A 16,250-nucleotide genomic window follows, 5' to 3' on the forward strand; every position below is an offset into this window, starting at 1 on the left:
CCTAATGGTCACTGCTGGTATGCCATGATTTACAAAGTCTGCAGGGTGAAAGGCTGCACCTTATTAGCGCTTTCCGCCGTGAGAGCCTTGTGTACCCTTAGCCCCTCTGGAGCCTTGTGTACCCTTAGCCCCTCTGGAGCCTTGTGTACCCTTAGCCCCTCTGGAGCCTTGTGTACCCTTAGCCCCTCTGGAGCCTTGTGTACCTTGAGCCCCTCTGGAGCCTTGTGTACCCTGAGCGCCTCTGGAGCCCTGTGTACCCTGAGCGCCTCTGGAGCCTTGTGTACCCTGAGCGCCTCTGGAGCCTTGTGTACCCTGAACGCCTCTGGAGTCCTTTGTTCCTCTGGAGCCCTGTGTACCGCCTAGTCCACCGGAACGGTTCTCGCCTTGCGTGCTTTGAACATCGCCGGATCTGTGCTTGTTACCTTTTGTTACATTATCCTCGCCCTCTGCGCTCGGAATACCATTCGTATCTTCTTGCGTACTCTGTTCATCTTGATTCTTTGGAGTGCATTTCGTAGATTTCCATGACTTCTTTGATGTTTTTTTGCTGCGTTTATAACCTTTGCCATTTGTACCGCTCATGAATAATTTCCTCCTTATATCATATTTATACAGGCTATGAAAATAATCTATCTATCGCGCTAGGTTACAATCCAACTTGAACAAAAATAGATATGAATCTACCTATCGTGCTGGGTTGCAATCCAACTTGATTAAAAATAGATATAAATCTAGTACCGGATTAATGCGAGATACATATAGATATATTACAAATTGCTTAACATGATGGATTTCATGGAGGCAAGTATTGGAGGGATGAAAGACGAAACGAGTCGGTTGTACCGGATTGTCAGCAGCTGAAGTTTTTGAAGGTTGAACCTTGGAATTAGTCGCGAAGGAATGAAAAGTGCTCTGGTGTCCATTATCCGCAACTTTCGACTATGCGGCCTCGGATCTGATGATCGTCATTATTGCAGCTATTAGAAGAAAGAACTTGTCATCGATCAGCTTCCACCAGCTTCTCTTCTAATAGTTGAAAGTATCAAACCGCTTATAATCTATTCATTCATGGAGGGATTCTTCAATGGAACATATTCAAAAAGCAAGCCATACCAAAAAAACAGTTAGCTTAAGCAGCAATGCCAGTCCTGGCACCAAAGGACATAAAAGCTATACAAGTAATGCATCCGATGCGTCCCCTTCAATGGGCGGCGGCAGCCACTATGACAACTATCTGAACAGTCTGATCGGCAAACAAATAAAAATTAACCGCGGCGGTCCTGAGTCTCTTGTCGGCAGACTGGTTGGGGTACAAAGCGATTATGTTGCCTTGTACGCTAAAGAAGGTACTGTGTATATCAATTCAAGTCACGTAAAAAGCATTACCGAGCTTGAAGGCAGCAAAAGCCAAGGAAGCTGGACGCCCAACTATATTGTCGCATCTGATTTTGTTGGCGTTTTACACAAAATGGTTAAATCCTTTGCTCAAGTAAACTGGGGCGGTCCTGAGAAAGTGGAGGGCTTCATAGCCGAAGTGGGAAATCAGTCGCTGCTCCTTGTTGTCAACGGACAAGATTTGATGCGTATCCCGCTCTACCATATCAAAACCGTTAAATCTTCCGGCAAATATGCCAGCAGCGGAAGCAAGGGCAACAAATCGGGAAGCGGCAGCAAATCCGGAGGAACTCAAGGAAGCGGAAGCGGCAGCAGCAAATCCGGAGGAACTCAAGGAAGCGGAAGCGGCGGCAAATCCGGAGGAACTCAAGGAAGTGGAAGCGGCGGCAAATCCGGAGGAACTCAAGGTAGCGGAAGCGGCGGCAAATCCGGAGGAGCTCAGGGAAGCAGAACTGGAGGCAGCCAGGGCAATAAATCCGGCAGCAAAAGAAACAGTACGGGAGGAAGCGGGAAGGGCAAATCCCGCAGCAATCAAGGAAGCAGAAACAGCAGCAGCAAAAAATCAGGAAGAAAAGGATAATTACCGCACGAGCAGCATCAATCGCGCCAATTGTGACCGTGAACCTTTCACAAAGATTGGAATCAGGGCTGAATTCATGCCGGTGCCGGCATATCAAGCCGGCGCTGGCAGCAGCTTTGCCAGCTGCAATTAAAATCTATCATTAACCGATTTATATCAAATTCGCCTCAATAATATCTGGATGCAAATCTCAGGATGAAAGGAGGTTGTTCTCATTGAAAAGTCGTCATCCTTTATTAGACCAGTATGTTGAGCTTGACGTTTCCGGCGCTTCTCTACCTATAAAGGGAAAACTGATCGATTTGGGCCAAGACATATTAGTCGTGCACAATGGGAGACAATTTTTGTATATACCATTTGTTCATCTGCAGCAGATGCGGTTAATCGTTAATGAGTTTCAGGATATCGAAGTGCCGGAGCCTCATTTTGAGCAGCAAAATGATCTTATTTCATATCGAAAAGTATTGATGAACGCAAAAGGCATGTTTTCCGAACTGTATATTACCGGCCATCAGTCGATCCATGGCTATTTAACGAGTGTGATGAACGATTTCTTTGTTTTTTACTCGCCGGTTTATCATTCGGTCATGGTTTCCCTGAAGCATCTGAAATATTTGATACCATATAACCCCAATGTCACGCCGTATACCTTGACGCCGGAGCAGTTTCCGCTCAAGCCTTCTCCCATTACGCTGGCCCGTACGTTTGATCAGCAAATGAATAAACTGCTTGGTGAATTCGTCATCCTGGATCTCGGCGAGAACCCAAATAAAATCGGAGTCCTCAAAAGTATTGATCAGAGCATGATCGAGCTGTCGAACGCGGATGGCAAATCCATTTATCTGCATTTTGACCATGTAAAAACAATCCATCTTCCTTAATCCGGAAAGATTGAATTCTTCCTGAAAAGGAGGAATTCGGATACATATATATTTCAGGCGGAGGACATAATACGGAAGGTTCAATGAATTGGAAAAAAGGAGGGAGTTTTCACATGATGCAGCCTATCTCATCCAAGGAAATGGAATATATCGTCGATTCCATATCCAATGAGGATCTATTGATGAAGCAATGCGCTGCTGTAGCCGTTGCTGCGCAGACCCAGGGTATTAAACAGGTATGTTCGCAAATGATATCGATGCACCATCAGAACACGCAGACATTAATGAATTCACTCCAGCAGCATCAGCAATTGGCACCAACACAGCCGCAAAATTAGAGGAACGGGAGGAATCCGATATGTATCAGCAGCAAAATATGCAAAATGGACAAGTTCAAATGCTCATGCCGGAAGAGGATATGGCTTATACCGTCCTGGCCGATCTGAAACGTGTGGTTCGGGAGTACGCGACAGCGGCAACAGAATCAAGCTGTCCGGAAATCCGCGGGATGTTCACCCATTTGCTGAATAATACGCTTCATATGCAGGGAGAATTGTTCAACGCGATGAAGCAGGCCAATATGTACAGCGTCTCATCGCCTGCGCTCCGTCAGGATCTGACCAAGCAGCTCCAGCAAAATCAGCAAACCCTGGTCAAGACGGAACAGCATCTGCAAAAGCTTCAGCAAAGTCAGTCAAGCCAACAAACGCAGCAGCCTTCCGGGCAGCACCAGGCTTATCAGCAGCAGCAGCAAATGCCGCAGCAAAACGGCCAGTATTATATGTAGCTTAAACAGCCCTTTGGGCCGTTTTTTTCGGAAGAGCCCCCTGATGGGGCTCTTTCCTGTTTGCAAGCCTCACATCTTTGCGCTTTGCAGGAAGCTTGGATTCGTTGTAATATATTCATTATAACTAATGACGCGAAGGCAGGACTGTCCACCATTGTAGTCCTTTGGGAGGCCGGTACTGCCTGCGGTTGATTAATAATGCTTTGGGAGGGTATGACGATGAATGAGCGCAAGATGAAAATATTAGAGCTGCTAAAAGAAGATGCGCGCCGCAGTGCGGATCTGATCGCGACCATGCTGGATGAACCGGTGGCGGAAGTAAAGCAGGAGATTGCAGAAATGGAAGAAGACCATATCATCGTCAAATACGCAACTGTCGTCAACTGGAGCAAAGTGGAGGACGAGAAGGTAACGGCTTTGATTGAGGTGCAGATTACACCGGAACGCGGCCGGGGCTTCGAGGGCATCGCGGAGCGGATTTATTTATATCCCGAAGTGAAATCGGTATATTTGATGTCAGGCGCTTATGACCTGCTGGTAGAGGTTCAAGGCAAGACGCTGAAAGACGTTGCATCCTTCGTTTCCAACAAGCTGTCACCCATTGACGCGGTTCTATCCACCAAAACATTTTTTATTTTGAAGAAGTATAAACAGGACGGCATTATATTCGAAGAGCATGAAGACGATCACCGTCTTCTTATCTCACCGTAAAGGGTGACCGATCATGATAAAAGACGAAGAACTTCAGCAGAGCACCCTGACAAGCCGGACTTCCATGGCTGACTATCTGTCGCCGCAGGCACGGGTTATGAAGCCATCGGGAATCCGCCGATTTTTTGATTTGGCAAGCGGCCGCAAGGACATTATTACGCTTGGCGTGGGCGAGCCTGATTTTGTTACGCCATGGCATGTCCGCGAGGCCTGTGTGTACTCGCTGGAAATGGGCAAAACCCAGTATACCTCCAATGCCGGCACGCCGGAGCTGCGCGAGGAGATCGGTCATTATCTGAACCGCCAATTCGATGTTTCCTATGAACCCGGCAATGAAATACTGGTGACGGTAGGCGGAAGCGAAGCGATCGATCTGGCGCTGCGTGCGCTTATTGCCCCAGGGGATGAGATTCTTGTGCCTGAGCCTTGTTATATTTCCTATTCGCCAATCACCTCCCTGAGCGGAGGCGTGCCGGTCGGAATTGAAACCTATGCCAAGGATCAGTTCAAACTGACGGCCGAGTCGCTGCAGGCTGTCATTACACCACGGTCCAAAGTACTTATTTTATGCTATCCCAGCAATCCGACGGGCGGTATCATGACTCGTGAAGACTGGCTGCCGATTGCAAAAGTGGTCGAGGAAAATGACCTGATCGTCATTTCGGATGAAATTTACGCGGAGCTTACGTACGGCACCAAGCATGTCAGCTTTGCCTCGCTTCCGGGCATGAAGGACCGGACTATTCTGGTCAGCGGCTTCTCCAAGGCGTTCGCCATGACCGGCTGGCGGATCGGATATGCCTGCGGGCACCGCGATCTTATAGCGGCTATGTTGAAAATTCACCAGTATACCGTCATGTGCGCACCTGTAATGGCTCAGGTCGCAGCTCTGGAAGCTCTCAAAAACGGACTGGAGGAAAAAGACCGCATGGTGGAGGCTTATAACCAGCGCCGCCGTCTCGTGGTTCACGGGTTCCGCGAAATCGGCCTTGAATGCCATGAACCCCAAGGAGCGTTCTACGCCTTTCCTTCTATTAAGGCAACCGGACTCAGCTCCGAAGAGTTCGCCACCGCCCTGCTGCTTGAGCAAAGTGTTGCCGCCGTGCCCGGAGATGTGTTCGGTCTTGGTGGGGAAGGCCATCTGCGCTGCTCCTATGCTACATCTGTCAGCCAACTGACTGAGGCGATTGAGCGGATAGGCAATTTTGTCCGCAAATATACGGCAGAATAAGTCCATTTTGGCCGCAAATAATGATATTCATAATTGTAATTGTTTGTTATAATTTAGTAAAACTGCAAGGAACCTAGGAACAACGAAGAAGAATAAATGAACAAATAACATCTTCCGTTGCTATATCCTTAAAGTATTGTGGGGTAAATTCCACGAAACAACAGCATTAGATCGACGACAAGGAGGGATGGCAATGGCTTTTGCGGATTATGGCCTATCGTTCAATAATGAGCCGGGCACCGTGTCAGCTAGACAGTTGTCTTCCTCGATACAATCACTAGAAGCTGAGATTTATGCGCTCCGAACGAAGATGGAGCAATCCTATACGGAAGAAACGACATTTAATTCCGATATCGTGATTGATCTCAGCCGGAAGCTGGATTTGAAGATTAATGAGTATATGCATGTCATGAGAAAAAAGTCGAAATCATCATAATGCGGATTCTCTTACCCGGGAAGCCCCTACGAGGGCTTCTTTTATTTTTTTTATAGTCTTATTTATGCTATATTTGACGTAGATATTCGATGTGGAGGGATTATGTTGCTGCGTTTGCCGACAAGGTTTCGAGCTTTATTTGCAGGTTTTGCGTTACTGGTATTGTGTATGACTCTTTCGGGCTGCGGATCCAATGCCGATCTGACTGTATTTATTATGCCCAAGGAATATTTGCCGGATGGTGTGGCCGCCAAGGTTGAGGAGCAGCTCAAAGCCAAATTTGGCGAAGAGAAGACGATTGAAGTAAACGCTTCTCCAATGTACAACGAGCAGAAGCTGATTGTGGAGATTGCTGCCGGAGGAAACGGAATTCTGATCCTCCCCAAGGATACCTTGATGAGTATGATTACTCAGGGCCCGGCGATTCAGCTGGACAAGTGGTTCGACGCTTCCGCCTATCCGGAAGGTGTGCTTGAGAGCGACCTCGGCGATTCGAAGAATCCGAAGCTCGTCAAGGGCTTGTTCGCGATTCCCGTCGAAAAGACGATATTCAAGGATGCGGGCTATAACGAACCCAATATGCTGATGATTATTCCGGCAAATGCGCCGGATCAGGATTTATCCATTGAAGTCATGAAGGAGCTCGTCAAGCCATGAGATTATATACCCGAACGGGAGACGATGGGCAAACGTCGGTAAAGGGCGGACGTGTCCGCAAGGATGATGAACGTGTTGAAGCTTACGGTACGATTGATGAGCTGAACTCATTCGTTGGCCAGGCGGCGGCTGTCGCAGCGGCAGCAGGCGGGCTGGATGAGCTGGTGGTGCAGTTGGCCCAGATCCAGCAGGAATTATTCGATTGCGGTTCTGATCTTGCTTTTGCTGATCCTAAGAGCCGTCAGATGAAAATGGATGCGGAGCCGGCGGTTAGACTTGAGGGGTGGATAGACGCTCATGTGGAGGCGGCTCCGGAAGTGACCCGCTTTATTCTGCCGGGAGGAAGTGAAGTGTCGGCCCTGCTGCATGTTTGCCGGACTGTATGCCGCAGAGCGGAGCGCCGCGTTGTTACATTATCGGCGGAGCTTCCCGTCAATCCCGAGGCACAGAAATATATCAACCGGCTCTCTGATTATTTTTTCGCAGCTGCCCGTTTTGCCAATGCCAGACTGGGTGTTCCCGATACGGAGTATGTGCGCAGCGCCGAAGTATTCCGCAAAAAGAAATGAGCGGCCTCTATTATGACCCGCTGGTGCTTGAGATATCCGCCGAAGATGAGGGCAGGATGGTCCGGACGGTGCTTGAGAAGCGGCTGGGCGTCTCCCGCAAGCTGATGTCGCGGCTGAAGCTGACGGAGCAGGGACTGACCCTGAACGGGAAACGCGTGTTTACGAATGAGCGGGTCAAGCAGGGCGATTGTCTGGCTGTGCGTATGGAACAGGAGCAATCCGATGATATATTGCCTGAGCCAATGCCCCTCGATATTGTATACGAAGACCGCGAGCTGCTGATTGTGAACAAGCTTCCTGGAATCATCGTTCATCCCACGCACGGACATTACACGGGTACGCTCGCCAACGGAGTTGTCCATCACTGGCTGGAGAAGGGAGAAACGGTCCGTTTCAGACCGATTCATCGGCTGGATGAAGAGACCTCAGGACTTGTCGCAATCGCCAAAAATCCCTATATCCATCAGCAGTTGTCGGAGCAGATGCAGGCTGGCGAGATCGACAAGCGCTACCGTGCGTTTGTCTATAACTCTCCGGATCCGGCATCCGGAACGGTGGATGCCCCGATTGACCGCAATCCCGAAGAACCGCATCTGCGCGCGGTTATTCCAGGCGGGTATGCTTCGATCACCCATTACGAGACCGAAGCTGTTTATCGGAGCGGCGGAGCAGCGAAGATCAAGCTGAAGCTTGAGACAGGACGTACGCATCAAATTCGGGTACATATGAAGCATATTGGCTGTCCTCTTATCGGCGATAAGCTCTATGGTTATGCATCGTCCGGTAGAAGCAGCGGCGGTTCAGCCGAGCTGGAAGCAGCTGTGGAGCGTCAGACGCTTCATGCCGCAACGCTCGGCTTTACCCATCCCATGACGCATAAATATATGGAATTTGAAGCAGCTCTTCCGCAGGATTTGCAGCAGCTGGAGAAGCTGCTTCTTGCCGGTCAACGGGTATAGTGAAGATTTTGGCTTTATTTTGGCTGTAACGAAAGGAAGCTTCCATGAAGAAATTGACATTCTATGGTTATCCCAAATGCGGTACCTGCCGCGATGCCGTTAAATCGCTGGAAGGCAAAGGCTATGAGCTGGACTCGCATAATCTGTTCGAACAGGCGCCATCCGCTGAAGTATTAACAGAGCTGATCGGGCGGAGCGGACTTGAGGTGAAGAAATTTTTTAATACCTCGGGAGAGGCTTATAAAGAATTGAATCTGAAAGATAAGCTCCCCACTTTATCAGATAAGGAAAAAATAGAGCTGCTGGCTTCCAATGGCAGATTAATCAAAAGGCCGGTCGTAACAGACGGTATAAAGGTAACGGTAGGTTTCAAGGACGACGACTATGATCGTGTCTGGGGTAGTTGACAACGTTGGAGGGAACTGGCTGGTGACGAAGAAATGGCAGGCCGAGCGGCTGTCCATGCTGGGTTCTTCCATATTCGCAGAGGTGGGATATTGGAAGAGCAAGGCGCGCAAACAGGGGCTTGATGTAATCGATTTAAGTATTGGCAGTCCGGACCTGCCTCCTTCGCAGCGGGTTCGGCAGGTATTAAGCGAGGCTGTGCTCAGAGACGGGGCCTATCAATATCCGGGATCGAGAGGAAGCGCAGCTTTTCTGGAGCAGGCGGCAGATTGGCTGGCATTCCGCTTCGGCATTTCGGTTGACCCCGAAACCGAGATGCTCTCTCTTATGGGCTCGCAAGACGGTCTTGGCCATCTGGCGCTCGCTCTGTGCAATCCCGGCGACATCGCGTTGGTGCCGGATCCGGGCTATCCCGTTTACGCTGCAGGGCTCGCCCTGGCTGGAGTAACACCATATCATATGCCGCTGCTTGCAGAGAACGGCTATCTTCCGGATCTGGCCTCGATACCGGCTGAGGTGCTGGCCAAAACCAAATTCATGCTGCTGAACTATCCCGGCAATCCGGTATCGGCTGTAGCCGATTTGTCCTTTTTTGCCGCGGCGGTCGCGTTCGCCAAGCAGCATCAGATTCTGATCGTTCATGATCTGGCCTATTCCGAAATGGCCTTCGACGGCTACAAGCCGCCCAGCATACTGCAGGTGGAGGGTGCGGGCGAGGTTGCGGTCGAATTTCATTCCTTATCCAAAAGCTTCAACATGGCAGGCTGCCGGATCGGTTTTCTGGCAGGAAACAGAGAAGCAGTGGGCGCTCTGGGAGCGCTTAAGGCGAATATCGACTATGGCGTGTTTCTGCCGGTGCAGGAGGCTGGAATTGCCGCTTTGCAGCAGGATATGGAGGGAGCAATCCCGTCGGTAGGCGCTGTCTATGAAGAGCGGCGGGATGCGTTTCTGGATGCTTTGCGCGAAGAAGGCTGGGAGGTAGCGAAGCCTAAAGCGACAATGTTCGTCTGGGCCCAGCTGCCTACAATGCGCTGGAATCTGGCTAGTCCGTGGGACTCCCGGAGCATTTCCCGGGAAATGCTAAGCCGCTGCGGCGTGGCTGTTATTCCCGGCGACGCGTTTGGCGCGCAAGGGGAAGGATTTATTCGCATTGCGCTTGTGGAGAGCAGGCAGCGTCTTGTTGAAGCGGCGCGCCGTATAGGTCATTTTATTCGGGGAGAGTAAACGGGGCGGACGAAGGGAGCGGGTGGATGAATATGAGTGTTTACGATCAAATGGCAATGTTTGAGGACCTGGAGAGCCAGGATATCAAGGAGAATAGTGAGAACAAGCTGCTGCTTGTCGATGGAATGGCGTTGCTGTTCCGCGCTTTTTTTGCCAACTCCTATGGGGGAACAGTAAGGCGAACGAGCAGCGGCGTTCCGGTTAACGCCATTTACGGGTTCGTGAAGTATTTTATGGATGCCGTGCAGCGCTTCAAGCCAACGCATGTCGTATGCTGTTGGGATATGGGCAGTCAAACCTTCCGTACCTCTCAATATGACGGCTACAAGGCCAACCGGCCCTCCGCGCCGGAGGATCTGATTCCCCAGTTCGATCTGGTGAAGGATGTTGTTGCAAGCTTTGGCGTTCCCAATGTCGGCATTGCCGGTTTTGAAGCGGATGACTGCATCGGGACGCTGGCCAAACGCCACAGCGGAGACGCGCATGTCTATGTACTTTCAGGAGATCATGATTTGCTGCAGCTGGTGGATGAGCGGATCTCGGTTGTCATAATGAAAAAAGGCCAAGGCAACTATGCGGTATACACGCCGGAGTTCCTGCTGGAAGAACGGCAGCTTACATCGGAGCAGGTGATTTGTGTTAAAGGGCTGATGGGGGATACGAGCGATAATTATCCCGGGGTGCGTGGAATTGGGGAGAAAACAGCTCATAAGCTCATTCAGGAATATGGTTCCGTCGATGGCATACTGGAAAACCTGGACAGCTTATCCAAGACGGTTCGCGCCAAGATTGAAGCCGATCTGGAGATGCTTCATCTCTCAAGGGAATTGGCCCGTATCCGCCTTGACGTACCGGTGGAGCTGGAATTTGATTTATGCGGCTGGGAAATTGACCGGCAGCGGCAGCGGGTCGTTGGCAAATTCGAAGAGCTTGAATTCAAAAGCCTGATGGCACTCATAAGTTAAACATTATTCATATAGCAGCGGACGATAGAGATTCCTTCACGTAAGGAATCTCTTTTTTTCTGCAAGAATATCTAAGCAGATATTCATATTCGAAGTTCCTTGTCCGACAATTGTATAAGGTGATACCTATTAGGATGAGGAAGGGATTGGGGCAAGGTGCACAAAGGCAGAAAGCAGAATAAAAGAATGTACAGGCACAATTGGAGGACCGCCGGTCTTGGCGTCATGATGGTAGCGGCAGCTCTGGGAGGACCATTGACGGAAACGGCCGCAGCCATATCCGGCAATGGTTTCAATCAATCAGGAATAAACCGGACAGCGTCAGTTATGGCGCAGGCTGCTGTCCCTGAACAGACGCAGGGCAAGGTGACGCTCGCTTATCCGAAGGCCGCGGTTGAACTTGCGGCAGGCACCCGTCTGTTCCTTGGCACTAGGCTTACAGTTTCCAAAGAGGTTGCATTAACTTATCAAACAGGCAATCCGGCGGTAGCCAAGGTGAATACGGCAGGGGTAATTACAGCGGTAGGAGCGGGCAGGACGACACTGACAATTAACGTGGTCTCCACAGGCTATAGCGGTCAGCTTAAGCTGCCGGTTCATGTCTCCACCGCGCAGCCGCTTAAGCTTGCATTCCAGCCTAAGCTGGAAATGCGCAAAGTATCGGCCGGAGGCAAATCATTCTCCATAAGCACGGTCACGATTCCGAAGGGGATGCCGGTGACAGCGGGGATTGCAGGCCGAAGCGTAGGCTCTGTCCAGCCGCTTGCGTCAATTGCCAAAACCTACAACACCGAAATCGCGATTAACGGGACTTTCTTTGATGCATACAGCGGCGTTCCCGATCCTTACGGCAACCTGATCCGTGATGGACTGCCGGAGCATATTGGCAATCTTGGGACGACGATCGGGTTCAAATGGGATGGAAGCGCGGTGATGGATTCGCTGCGGATCAAGATTTTCGGAGAGGTTGAGGGCAGCGGGCGCACGAGCGGCTGGTATGCTTATTTTATCAACCGCAAACCGACTTCCGGATCGGCAGCTACGTTATTCACGCCCGCACGCGGAGCCAGGCTGGGATTTGCTGCTGCATTGGCTGTTATTGTACAGAATGGCAAGGTGAACCGTATTGCATACGGGGAAAATGCCGCGATACCCAAAGATGGATATATTCTTGTATTTATGGGCGCAGAGAAAGGGCAGGCTGCCAAATTTAAAGTGGGCGATAAGGTAACTTACAGAGTCGAGTATCAGGATATGGACGGCAAGAAGCTGGACTGGAGCCAGGTTCAGACGGCTGTAGGTGCTGGGCCGAGACTTGTGAAGGACGGGAAAGTATCTCTGAATGCCGCAGACGAAGGTTTCCGGGATCCGAAAATCATCAGCGGCGGCGGGGCAAGGAGCGGCATTGCCATCCGCAAAGACGGATCGGTCATAGTCGCTACCGTTTCGGGCGCGACCATGAAGCAGTGGGCTCAGATCATGATTCAACTGGGCGCCCAGCAGGCCATGAATCTCGACGGCGGCGCCTCATCGGGTCTGTGGTACAAAGGCAGGACAGTGACTGCGCCGGGACGCGAGCTCAGTAATGCTCTTCTGTTCGGAGAGCATCTTAAATGGTAGGTTAGCTGGCTTGAAATTTTATACGTCTTGTATTTCCAAAAAAAAGCCGGGACCCTTAAAAGAGGGTCCCGGCTCTTCTATATGGTTCAGGGCTCGTCCTGAACATCCGGCACGGCCGGAGCGGCATCGTCGTCTCCGGGATACTCTCGATCCATACCGGCGTGCAGCTCGCGATTCTCGTAACTGAAACGGTTTGAGGGCCGCTGATCGATCCGCCACGGCGTACTTTTGCCCAGTGACCGGGCGATCAGGTCAGAGCCGTAAGGCCCCTCGGGGAATTCTTCTGCTGTGAGGTCATTGCGCTGGGATTCAACCGTGGACAAATCCGCGCTCGGCTGACGATTTTCCTTCTCGAATCCACTGCTCATGGTGATTCCCTCCTGATGTAACACTTGTTTAATACCCCATTAGTGTGTCCGGATCAGTCGGTAAAATTCACACTTCCAACGACAAGCTCAAGAAATTGGCTGAGATCGCCGGCTTCTTCCTCGGTAAGCTTGAATACATGCTCCAGATAACCTTCCTGTTCCAGGTCATCCTGGCCCATAATTGCAGTGCGGCCGCTCTGCAGGTCCGTCACCAGTTTCTTGCCGTAGAAACGGCTTGTCGACATAATGGCAAGATCAAAACGTTTATAATTCGGTGTTATGAATGTAACAAAACGCGTGGAAGTATCTTCTGTCATATCAGACATAAAATCATAATCAGGCAGCAGCATTTAGAAAAACCTCCTTCACTATAGGACCTTTACCGTTCAACTGGTGTCCTTTGTGTGCTCGCTATATCATAGCATCCGATGAGTCAGCGGGGCAATATGGAATGGAGACTGATATCCATGCCGGCTGAGTGTCCGTGCCGCAAGCTTGAGAGAACTGCCTATTGCAAGAAGACTCGCACATATGCTATGCTTTGAACAATCAAATCGTTGCAACGTGAGGAAGCACCTCTTCAGCCCTAACAGGCAGGAGAGGTGCTTTTTTTTTGTGCCAGTACAGCGTTCTCGATTGATGAACAATCTGATGGAGGTCTGCCATATGCAAATCGTTTTTTTAAACACTTTTGAGAAATTGGAAGAGAGCGGCCTGAGCTCGCAAGCCCAGCTGTCAATTTGTGAGCAGGAGGGGATATGGTCGGTTATGTGGACAGATGACGAAGCAAAGGAGCCGGATGGTCCGGCTGTCTGGTTCGAGGGAAGTTCCTGGGAGGAAATGATGACGGCTTTTCGTCATGGGGTTGCTGTCCAGATGGGAAAAGGCTACATACCACTCATTGACGGCTTGCTTGATGATCGTCAGGCTGCACCAGGTAAGAGCAGTCTGATTGCGATGCTGCAGTGTTACGGGGAAATCAATGCCAACAGCGAATTGTTTGATCAGCTCCGCGAGTGGCGCCGGTCCAGGGCAATTGCCGATAAGAAATCGGCTTATTTGATCGCCACCAACCGGATGCTCTGGATGATCAGCGCATTCGTCCCTCATCAGCTGGACGAGCTGGCCCAAATTCCCGGTTGGGGAGAAAGCAAGCAGGCCGCGTTTGGCGAAGAGGTTGTCGGGATCACGAGAACTTTTGAGCAAACGGCCGTTTTTCCATTGGAATGGGTTGCGGATTCATTGGATCAGAAGGTGTATACCCAATGGCTGTATAAGCAAAAGGAGAATAAATTCAAGATGCAAATGGACAGGCAAAATGAGAAGCATCTTCTGCTGAGAGGAATTGCGGAAGGAAAAACATTGGATCAGATGCAGGCTGAGCTTGAGCTGCCCCGACGTGATTTAATGGAGCGGATCGAAAAGCTGGAGACGGAAGGCTATGATATTGAACCGTTGATTGAGCGCGAGCTGGAGCATGTGCCGCAATCCGAGCAGCAGCTGGTATGGGAGGCTCTGCTCAGTGAGGGCGACCGTTATTTGAAGCCGGTTTTATTCAAGGTTTATGGGGAAGATACGGTTAAAGGCAAGCCGGTGGATCTTCTCTATGACCGTTTACGCTTGATAAGGCTGCGCTACCGCCGTATTAAGGAAGAGGCGATATAAAAAGTTTCCGGAAGACTGACAGAGCAGATAATATGGAGCAGACTATACGGGATCATGTCTTGCCGGCCTGTGAATCCGGCCAGATTGGATCTGCGTGCAGGATGGAGGCGCCGCTGTCGCAGGGTAGTCCCGTTTCGTAGGAGCGGCTTCCAATGAGAGCGGCAGTTTCTTCACGGAGCGGACAGGACTGGAACAACCCGTCGTCATATTGAGGCTGCTTCGTCATCCGCTGAACCTCCCGTAGCCATTGGATAACAGTGGCTGTAATCTGCTTGGCCTCCTCCATGGCATGATCCCACATATCCCAAATGCTGTCTGTATTCATCCGATTGCCGTCGGTAGGATCCAGCCAGGGACGATGGGACTCGTTCAGGATATCAAGGGGAGGCAGGTTTCGTTTATAGACAAGCGGTTCAATCTTGCGGAAGGTAAGAATGGTGCGGATTCCGGTGGGATCATAGAAGAGACGCTGCGCACGAATCATGTCCCGCATCGCAGAAGTCCAGTTATGACGTCTGATATGCGGCGCAAGCTCCGGATAATGGACGGCGGCTACTTGTTCGAAGGCATCGACGATGACAGCGGGCAGTTGGCCTTCATTGTCGATTTCCCGCCAAACGGGGGTATTCCATGTTTCAATGCCGAGGAGCTTGCGGACAATGAGCGTGTCCATCATGACCTCAAATCGCTGATGGTCCCACTTGCGGAAGCCGGAACGGCTGAATACATAAGGATGCATATTGCAGTCGAGAATATGATGCAGCACGAATCCCAGTGCATAGACCAGAGCATCATCATACCCGGCATCCTCTGCCGATTGGGTGCTAACCGCATCAAGCAGATCCATGATAACCGGTCCGCAGTGGCGTTTATGCATTTCGTTGCCGAGCAGATTCATGAGTTTCTCCTGCTGCCAAGGGAGAAAATGATGGTAAAATAAGAAATCCGGCCCTTGGCAGCCCATATTGAACATCCGTTTCCGGGAAGGCGAGGCGATCAGCGCTTCTTCACCGATTGATTCCAATACTTTCTGCCCAAATATGAAATGTGTCCATACATTCGGCATAATATTCCTCCCTGGGACTATCGTTCGACAAAATATTACATAATTTATGAAAATGGGTATGGGAGTAGTATACTTGTCCTAATTAATTTAGTATAATACTAGATAAAGTAAGACAAATGAATCTAGTCGAAAAGGGGCGCTACTTCACGATGAAGGCTGAATATATTAATCCCTTCTTGGAATCCGCAATTATTGTCATCGAACAAGTTGCCCAGATCCGTCCTGCAGCCGGGCAGCTGGGGATTAAGGACGTTAAGTTCGTTGAGAATTACATCTGGATTCAAATCGGCCTTAATGGTCAAATGACAGGCGATATTGTATTCGGCTTAAGTGAAGAGGTTGCCATGAAAATGATCTCGGCGATGATGGGCGGCTATGTAATATCGGAAATTGACGAGATGGGCAAAAGCGCAATATCTGAGCTGGGCAACATGATAAGCGGCAATGCGAGCACCATGCTGTATAACCAGGGTGTCCGGGTGGATATTACCCCTCCTAAAGTCTTGCATTCGGCGCAGGCGGCTGGATTCAAGGCCCAGAAAGCTCTCACAATCCCTCTTATTATGGAAGGAATTGGCGAACTGGACATACAGGTCCTAATTGCATCGTAACATGTTTTAAGCTCCTGCGGGAGCTTTTTTGTTGCATAAATATATCAAAAGATCCAGATGCGACTTGTTTTTTTTGCCTAAATGCCCAGCTTGAAGTAAACTGAAGTTCGGGTGATGAAC

At 50.3% G+C, this 16,250-nt stretch carries 20 protein-coding genes; 16 read left to right on the forward strand and 4 right to left on the reverse strand.

All coding sequences use genetic code 11. The features are described from left to right. Window positions 1–63 precede the first annotated feature (63 nt). On the reverse strand, window positions 64–582 hold the full coding sequence (locus tag AC0YOA_RS34135) for a hypothetical protein (protein WP_475790372.1): 519 nt from the start codon (window positions 580–582) through the stop codon (window positions 64–66). A 502-nt stretch (window positions 583–1,084) separates the two neighbouring features. Here AC0YOA_RS34135 and AC0YOA_RS34140 point away from each other — a divergent pair. The 14 genes from AC0YOA_RS34140 to AC0YOA_RS34205 all read left to right on the forward strand — a co-directional run bounded on the left by AC0YOA_RS34140 (window position 1,085) and on the right by AC0YOA_RS34205 (window position 12,420). Further along, complete coding sequence (locus AC0YOA_RS34140; protein WP_475790373.1) at window positions 1,085–1,975, forward strand: hypothetical protein; 891 nt, start codon at window positions 1,085–1,087, stop codon at window positions 1,973–1,975. A 344-nt stretch (window positions 1,976–2,319) separates the two neighbouring features. Then, the gene (locus tag AC0YOA_RS34145; protein ID WP_475790374.1) at window positions 2,320–2,856 is read left to right on the forward strand and encodes a DUF2642 domain-containing protein; all 537 of its coding nucleotides are present in this window, start codon (window positions 2,320–2,322) and stop codon (window positions 2,854–2,856) included. A gap of 113 nt (window positions 2,857–2,969) precedes the next feature. Next, window positions 2,970–3,194 (forward strand): hypothetical protein, encoded by a 225-nt coding sequence (locus tag AC0YOA_RS34150; protein ID WP_210037168.1) that lies wholly within the window; start codon window positions 2,970–2,972, stop codon window positions 3,192–3,194. 20 nt (window positions 3,195–3,214) lie between these two features. Then, the gene (locus AC0YOA_RS34155; RefSeq protein WP_475790375.1) at window positions 3,215–3,643 is read left to right on the forward strand and encodes a spore coat protein; all 429 of its coding nucleotides are present in this window, start codon (window positions 3,215–3,217) and stop codon (window positions 3,641–3,643) included. 219 nt (window positions 3,644–3,862) lie between these two features. Continuing rightward, window positions 3,863–4,354, forward strand: a complete 492-nt coding sequence (locus tag AC0YOA_RS34160; protein ID WP_210037170.1) for an Lrp/AsnC family transcriptional regulator — start codon at window positions 3,863–3,865, stop codon at window positions 4,352–4,354. 13 nt (window positions 4,355–4,367) lie between these two features. Then, window positions 4,368–5,585 carry an aminotransferase class I/II-fold pyridoxal phosphate-dependent enzyme gene (locus tag AC0YOA_RS34165; RefSeq protein WP_475790376.1) on the forward strand — a complete coding sequence of 406 codons (1,218 nt, stop codon included), beginning with the start codon at window positions 4,368–4,370 and terminating at the stop codon, window positions 5,583–5,585. A 193-nt stretch (window positions 5,586–5,778) separates the two neighbouring features. Beyond that, window positions 5,779–6,021, forward strand: coding sequence for a Spo0E family sporulation regulatory protein-aspartic acid phosphatase (locus AC0YOA_RS34170; RefSeq protein WP_475769126.1), 243 nt, complete (start codon window positions 5,779–5,781; stop codon window positions 6,019–6,021). A 102-nt stretch (window positions 6,022–6,123) separates the two neighbouring features. Next, window positions 6,124–6,678: a hypothetical protein gene (locus tag AC0YOA_RS34175; protein ID WP_475790377.1), complete on the forward strand. Its 555-nt coding sequence runs from the start codon at window positions 6,124–6,126 to the stop codon at window positions 6,676–6,678. Beyond that, window positions 6,675–7,247 carry a cob(I)yrinic acid a,c-diamide adenosyltransferase gene (locus AC0YOA_RS34180; RefSeq protein ID WP_475769127.1) on the forward strand — a complete coding sequence of 191 codons (573 nt, stop codon included), beginning with the start codon at window positions 6,675–6,677 and terminating at the stop codon, window positions 7,245–7,247. Before AC0YOA_RS34175 ends, AC0YOA_RS34180 begins: the two co-directional genes overlap by 4 nt. Next, entirely contained in the window at window positions 7,244–8,206 is a 963-nt protein-coding gene (locus AC0YOA_RS34185; RefSeq protein ID WP_475790378.1) for an RluA family pseudouridine synthase, read from the forward strand. The genes AC0YOA_RS34180 and AC0YOA_RS34185 overlap by 4 nt, the downstream gene beginning before the upstream one ends. 44 nt (window positions 8,207–8,250) lie before the next feature. Continuing rightward, window positions 8,251–8,613 carry an arsenate reductase family protein gene (locus AC0YOA_RS34190; protein WP_475790379.1) on the forward strand — a complete coding sequence of 121 codons (363 nt, stop codon included), beginning with the start codon at window positions 8,251–8,253 and terminating at the stop codon, window positions 8,611–8,613. Next, window positions 8,591–9,835, forward strand: coding sequence for an aminotransferase class I/II-fold pyridoxal phosphate-dependent enzyme (locus AC0YOA_RS34195; protein WP_475790380.1), 1,245 nt, complete (start codon window positions 8,591–8,593; stop codon window positions 9,833–9,835). The genes AC0YOA_RS34190 and AC0YOA_RS34195 overlap by 23 nt, the downstream gene beginning before the upstream one ends. 56 nt (window positions 9,836–9,891) lie before the next feature. Beyond that, on the forward strand, window positions 9,892–10,800 hold the full coding sequence (locus AC0YOA_RS34200; RefSeq protein WP_475790414.1) for a 5'-3' exonuclease: 909 nt from the start codon (window positions 9,892–9,894) through the stop codon (window positions 10,798–10,800). Between the two features lie 186 nt (window positions 10,801–10,986). Continuing rightward, a complete protein-coding gene (locus AC0YOA_RS34205) occupies window positions 10,987–12,420 on the forward strand; it encodes a phosphodiester glycosidase family protein (protein ID WP_475790381.1) in 1,434 nt (477 codons plus the stop codon). A gap of 86 nt (window positions 12,421–12,506) precedes the next feature. Here AC0YOA_RS34205 and AC0YOA_RS34210 read toward each other — a convergent pair whose 3' ends face one another. Further along, window positions 12,507–12,788, reverse strand: a complete 282-nt coding sequence (locus AC0YOA_RS34210) for a hypothetical protein (RefSeq protein WP_475769362.1) — start codon at window positions 12,786–12,788, stop codon at window positions 12,507–12,509. 53 nt (window positions 12,789–12,841) lie between these two features. After that, window positions 12,842–13,138, reverse strand: coding sequence for a DUF3055 domain-containing protein (locus AC0YOA_RS34215; protein ID WP_210037183.1), 297 nt, complete (start codon window positions 13,136–13,138; stop codon window positions 12,842–12,844). Window positions 13,139–13,454: 316 nt separating this feature from the next. Here AC0YOA_RS34215 and AC0YOA_RS34220 point away from each other — a divergent pair, with 316 nt between their 5' ends. Continuing rightward, window positions 13,455–14,453 (forward strand): HRDC domain-containing protein, encoded by a 999-nt coding sequence (locus AC0YOA_RS34220; RefSeq protein ID WP_475790382.1) that lies wholly within the window; start codon window positions 13,455–13,457, stop codon window positions 14,451–14,453. 52 nt (window positions 14,454–14,505) lie between these two features. On the opposite strand, the gene AC0YOA_RS34225 is transcribed toward AC0YOA_RS34220, so the two are convergent. Continuing rightward, window positions 14,506–15,519: a zinc dependent phospholipase C family protein gene (locus tag AC0YOA_RS34225; protein WP_475790383.1), complete on the reverse strand. Its 1,014-nt coding sequence runs from the start codon at window positions 15,517–15,519 to the stop codon at window positions 14,506–14,508. Between the two features lie 149 nt (window positions 15,520–15,668). On the opposite strand from AC0YOA_RS34225, the gene AC0YOA_RS34230 reads away from it, so the two are divergent. Continuing rightward, a complete protein-coding gene (locus tag AC0YOA_RS34230; RefSeq protein ID WP_210037186.1) occupies window positions 15,669–16,130 on the forward strand; it encodes a chemotaxis protein CheX in 462 nt (153 codons plus the stop codon). The last annotated feature ends 120 nt before the right edge of the window (window positions 16,131–16,250 follow it).

This window comes from Paenibacillus sp. JT22N12 (assembly GCF_056269365.1).

Bases quoted from the DNA above. Each gene is read 5' to 3' on its own strand.
- AC0YOA_RS34155 (WP_475790375.1), top strand. From the start codon at position 3,215: ATGTATCAGCAGCAAAATATGCAAAATGGACAAGTTCAAATGCTCATG.
- AC0YOA_RS34140 (WP_475790373.1), top strand. From the start codon at position 1,085: ATGGAACATATTCAAAAAGCAAGCCATACCAAAAAAACAGTTAGCTTA.
- AC0YOA_RS34180 (WP_475769127.1), top strand. From the start codon at position 6,675: ATGAGATTATATACCCGAACGGGAGACGATGGGCAAACGTCGGTAAAG.
- AC0YOA_RS34165 (WP_475790376.1), top strand. From the start codon at position 4,368: ATGATAAAAGACGAAGAACTTCAGCAGAGCACCCTGACAAGCCGGACT.
- AC0YOA_RS34205 (WP_475790381.1), top strand. From the start codon at position 10,987: ATGTACAGGCACAATTGGAGGACCGCCGGTCTTGGCGTCATGATGGTA.
- AC0YOA_RS34160 (WP_210037170.1), top strand. From the start codon at position 3,863: ATGAATGAGCGCAAGATGAAAATATTAGAGCTGCTAAAAGAAGATGCG.
- AC0YOA_RS34230 (WP_210037186.1), top strand. From the start codon at position 15,669: ATGAAGGCTGAATATATTAATCCCTTCTTGGAATCCGCAATTATTGTC.
- AC0YOA_RS34190 (WP_475790379.1), top strand. From the start codon at position 8,251: ATGAAGAAATTGACATTCTATGGTTATCCCAAATGCGGTACCTGCCGC.
- AC0YOA_RS34195 (WP_475790380.1), top strand. From the start codon at position 8,591: ATGATCGTGTCTGGGGTAGTTGACAACGTTGGAGGGAACTGGCTGGTG.
- AC0YOA_RS34185 (WP_475790378.1), top strand. From the start codon at position 7,244: ATGAGCGGCCTCTATTATGACCCGCTGGTGCTTGAGATATCCGCCGAA.
- AC0YOA_RS34150 (WP_210037168.1), top strand. From the start codon at position 2,970: ATGATGCAGCCTATCTCATCCAAGGAAATGGAATATATCGTCGATTCC.
- AC0YOA_RS34175 (WP_475790377.1), top strand. From the start codon at position 6,124: ATGTTGCTGCGTTTGCCGACAAGGTTTCGAGCTTTATTTGCAGGTTTT.
- AC0YOA_RS34135 (WP_475790372.1), bottom strand. From the start codon at position 582: ATGAGCGGTACAAATGGCAAAGGTTATAAACGCAGCAAAAAAACATCA.
- AC0YOA_RS34200 (WP_475790414.1), top strand. From the start codon at position 9,892: ATGTTTGAGGACCTGGAGAGCCAGGATATCAAGGAGAATAGTGAGAAC.
- AC0YOA_RS34215 (WP_210037183.1), bottom strand. From the start codon at position 13,138: ATGCTGCTGCCTGATTATGATTTTATGTCTGATATGACAGAAGATACT.
- AC0YOA_RS34170 (WP_475769126.1), top strand. From the start codon at position 5,779: ATGGCTTTTGCGGATTATGGCCTATCGTTCAATAATGAGCCGGGCACC.
- AC0YOA_RS34210 (WP_475769362.1), bottom strand. From the start codon at position 12,788: ATGAGCAGTGGATTCGAGAAGGAAAATCGTCAGCCGAGCGCGGATTTG.
- AC0YOA_RS34220 (WP_475790382.1), top strand. From the start codon at position 13,455: ATGCAAATCGTTTTTTTAAACACTTTTGAGAAATTGGAAGAGAGCGGC.
- AC0YOA_RS34225 (WP_475790383.1), bottom strand. From the start codon at position 15,519: ATGCCGAATGTATGGACACATTTCATATTTGGGCAGAAAGTATTGGAA.